This is a genomic window from Streptomyces sp. NPDC050743, assembly GCF_044456925.1.
Lineage (GTDB): Bacteria > Actinomycetota > Actinomycetes > Streptomycetales > Streptomycetaceae > Streptomyces.
Window position 1 is genome coordinate 1 of record NZ_JBITGJ010000287.1, and the last position, 2,238, is coordinate 2,238.

At 66.0% G+C, this 2,238-nt stretch carries 1 protein-coding gene; it reads left to right on the forward strand.

Annotation, left to right across the window (positions count from 1 at the left end):
* The first annotated feature begins 840 nt into the window (after positions 1–840).
* Positions 841–2,043: a group II intron reverse transcriptase/maturase gene (ltrA, locus tag ACIBJF_RS53035; protein WP_399185056.1), complete on the forward strand. Its 1,203-nt coding sequence runs from the start codon at positions 841–843 to the stop codon at positions 2,041–2,043.
* The last annotated feature ends 195 nt before the right edge of the window (positions 2,044–2,238 follow it).

The following is a 2,238-nucleotide window of genomic DNA, read 5'->3' on the forward strand; positions in this document are numbered from 1 at the left end:
ACATGCGGACGGCACGCTGATCGAGCGCGCCAAAGGTACCCCGCAGGGATCAGCGGTATCTCCCGTCCTGGCCAACCTGTTCATGCACTACGCGTGTACGTCCAGGAGTTCGGGCGTCGTCCCAGCTTGAAAGAGGTGGAGGGGATGTAACCGAACGACAAGCTCAGGGCAGCCAGCCGGTGCAAGTCCGGTCCGGGGAGACGCCAGGGTCCCCGGTAGCTGACTCCCGGTGTCGTTCGAGAGGGCGGCGTCGAAGTGGAGTGACAAGCGTCCTTCGGGGGCGTGCGACCGGCCGGTCCGCAACATCAAGTGAAGCCTGCAGCGTCGTCATGTAGACCCCGCCCGAGAGGGTGGGCCAAGGGGGTGCCGAGCCCGTATGCGTAGGGCGAAGGCCATGGAAGGCGTCCGGGAACCTGGAGCGGATGCCGAAGAACCTCCCGGCGTAAGGGGCGTGGAACGGTCGGAAGGTTGTCCTGGGAACTGGAGAGGGCCTACTCGGCCCCGGGCATGCGGCCCGGGAGCGTGGCCCGCTTATAACCGGAGGAACCGGGAAATGGCGGGCTGTCGAGAGGCAGTCGGAGGGGGCCGTAGTAGTGCTGATCGGCGGGACAACATAACCCGCCGGGAGCGAAGGGCCCCTGCTTCATCGATGCGATTCGCGAACAGGGAGGGGCCCGGATGAGTGCCGTTTCGGCTAGTTCCATCCGTCGGGAGGAAGGCGTCGCACGACTGGACGGCCGTCCTCTGGACAAGGTCCGAGCCTTGCAGTGGACGCTTTACCGCTGTGCCAAGCAAGAACCCGAACGGCGGTTCCATGCCCTGTATGGCCACGTCCACCGCATGGACGTCTTGTGGCGGGCATGGTCGGTCGTGTGCACGAACCGGGGAGCCCCTGGCGTGGACGGCGTGACCGTCGACGCGGTGGCGGCCTCGGGGGTGGATGTATTCCTCCAGGACCTGGCGGAGCGACTGCGGACGTATACGTATCGCCCGTCGGTGCTGCGGCGGGTCCAGATTCCCAAGCCGGGGCGGCCGGGGGAGTTCAGGCCGCTGTCGATTCCCACCGTGGCGGACCGGGTGGTGATGACGGCCGCGAAGATGGTTCTCGAACCGGTCTTCGAGGCCGGGTTCACCGAGGCGAGCTATGGATTCCGGCCGAAACGGTCCGCGATCGACGCGTGCGATGCGGTGCGCGTTGCGGCGAACAAAGGTCGGGAATGGGTGTTCGAGGCCGATATCCGGGACTGTTTTGGGACGATCGGGCACGATGCGCTCGTCGCTCAGCTGGCGAGGCGCGTGGTGGACCGGTCGATGCTGAAGCTGATCCGGTCGTGGCTGCGGATGGGAGTGCTGGAGGGCGGGGTGACCTCCCCGACCGGGGCTGGAACCCCGCAGGGCTCACCGATTTCCCCGCTGCTGGCGAATGTCGCTCTGCACGTCCTCGATGAGGCGTGGCAAGGCGAGGGCCGCCGGCTGGGAGTGCTGGTGAGGTATTGCGATGACTTCGTGGTCCTGTCGCCGACCAGACAACGGGCTGAGCATGCCCAGCAGTTGGCGGCGAGAGTGCTGGGACAGCTCGGGATGCGGCTGCACCCCGAGAAGTCCGGCATCACCTGCCTCACCCGAGGTGGGCAGGGCTTCGAGTTTCTCGGCTTCCACCACCGGAAAGTGGAGTCGTGGAAGTGGCGGGGCAGGTTCTACCTGTACCGGTGGCCCTCGCAACGGGCGTTGAAGGTACTGCGGGACAAGGTCCGCACGGCTACCTCGCGTTCTCGGACCGAGCGGCCGGTGGCTGCCGTTGTGGCCGAGCTCAACCCTGTGCTCCGGGGATGGGCCGGGTACTTCCGTAAGGGAAATTCTGCGCGGAAGTTCGTAGCGGTGGACCAGTACGTTCACGAGCGGCTGGCGATTTTCACCAGCAACAAACATGGCCTCTCAGGCCGGAACTGGGCCTCCCGCTACAACTACGGGTGGATCAGTCGGCTCGGGGTCTTCCGCCTGTCCGGAAAGTGGCACGGGGCAATGGCGCATGCCCAGCGGTGAACGATGTCGGAAAGCCGGATGCGGGAGAACCGCATGTCCGGTTTGAAGCGGCGGGGACTGGAAACGGAGATTCATCCACCGCGCCAGTCCCCGACCCTACTCGACATGTGGTTGCACCGGGCCTTTCCGGACGTCCGCTTCGAACGGTATGCCGACGACGCGGTCATCCACTGCCGCAGTCTCGCCGAGGCGAGA

Coding starts and splice junctions, on each gene's coding strand:
- ltrA (WP_399185056.1), top strand. CDS start 841: ATGGACGTCTTGTGGCGGGCATGGTCGGTCGTGTGCACGAACCGGGGA.